We start from the raw sequence: 1,571 nt of genomic DNA, 5'->3' as shown, positions 1-1,571 counted from the left end.
ACAATATCGCCGTGTTAATCACATATGCAACAATTTGATCCTCATTGGTATATAATAAAAGACTGCTTGTGTAATCAGCAGTCTTTTATGGTATGCTTAATTTTTTTATATGGTATTCGTTTTGTTTTAGTATTTATCCATTGATAATTCAATTTATGATTTACGTATGGGGTTATATCATATATAAACTGTTTATTACGTTTTCCGTTTATACAACGGATAAAGCAACGCTGTTTAGCAAAGCTGATTTGTATTTGCCAAGCCCGTTGTGTTCGATCTATGTGTTTTTCGGAAAAAATGTTGATTCTAGAAACGTTCTGGGTAAGCTAACAAACTGTTGCTCTTCTCCAAGTACAAACACAATACTGTGAATTTTATTAGATTTAATATCCTCTACACCTGCTTTTGAAATGGCAAAGCGATAATTTTTTTCGAATAATTTAGTTGGTTCTTGACCTTTTGAAAAGAACACTTTAATCATATGTTTATCATCAACCATATAGGTTTGTTTCCCATACCCATTTTTTTGATGTACATAGCTCGAAATGATATTGGCTTCTTTCAATCCAGCAAGAAATTTCTCATATTGATCCACTTGATGATCTCTGTCTGAATCTGCTTCGATTTCAGTCGGGTTATCATTTCTTAAATTGTTTGAATACCGGTTGTTTGATTGAAATTGATTTATCTTTTCTTGAAGTTCATGTATGAGATGCTTATATCTGCTTTGTAACTCCTGGTAATCAGGAATATATCTATTCAGCCATCCGTCTGAAATCAGGAGTAAAGATGATTTATTTATGCACTCATTATAAATAAGAGAGAAGTCCTCATCCTGCATATCAACTTTTGTCATAAATTCCTTATTACAATCTTCAATTAAGCCCATTCCTCGCGCAGTACAGTTTGCGGAACCAATGTAACAAATTTTCTCATCTACAATATATAGTTTCGCATGAATATTAGGAAAAACCTTAATTGTAAATCCGTTTTTTGATAATATTTCAATTGCTTCTGGTTCAACTGCTCCTGTTAGATAATCTAATCCTGGCGGCAGAGTGACAAAAAGCAGTTGTATATGTTTTGGCAATTTATCAATTATTTCTAACACTGCCTTTTTCGAAATAAATGGAGAGATAATCGTAACCGACTTTTCAGCACCCGCAATATCCTCCAAAAATTTTTTAAAGAAATCTGCTCCATCCATAAGTTTTGACAATTCCTGTTTCCCCCTTAATGAATACTCTTTATTGGAATTGTATCATGAAAATAATGGAATAAATTCCGTAAAATAAATTCTGCTTCTTTTTTGATGATGTATAAAATTTTGTGTAAAGCATTTTACTAGATCAAAATAAAAAAGGTAGGGTATTCTCTGATTGAACCCAAACATTCCAGAGAAAGGAGAACCCTACCTATGTCTAAAAGTATACCGAATGTCGACTGGGCAAATCAACTGGAAAGTGTCATTCGTCAGTTTGTAAAGGAAAAATTAGAACTGATCATGCGGGAAGAAATCAAGAATTTCCTCGAAATAGAACAAGCCGGAACATCGAATATGAGAAACGGCT

General features: G+C 32.9%; 1 protein-coding gene and 1 pseudogene. One reads left to right on the top strand and one right to left on the bottom strand.

Annotation, left to right across the window (positions count from 1 at the left end; all coding sequences use genetic code 11):
* Positions 1-277: 277 nt before the first annotated feature.
* Positions 278-1,219 (bottom strand): phospholipase D-like domain-containing protein, encoded by a 942-nt coding sequence (locus GCA01S_RS18850; protein ID WP_042412537.1) that lies wholly within the window; start codon positions 1,217-1,219, stop codon positions 278-280.
* Between the two features lie 198 nt (positions 1,220-1,417).
* Between GCA01S_RS18850 and GCA01S_RS18845 the strand changes: the two are divergent.
* Positions 1,418-1,571: pseudogene (locus GCA01S_RS18845) on the top strand (IS256 family transposase); the annotation flags it as partial.

It is taken from the genome of Parageobacillus caldoxylosilyticus NBRC 107762 (assembly GCF_000632715.1).
GTDB classification, from domain to species: Bacteria; Bacillota; Bacilli; order Bacillales; family Anoxybacillaceae; genus Saccharococcus; species Saccharococcus caldoxylosilyticus.
This window is presented reverse-complemented; position numbering and strand designations above follow the sequence as displayed.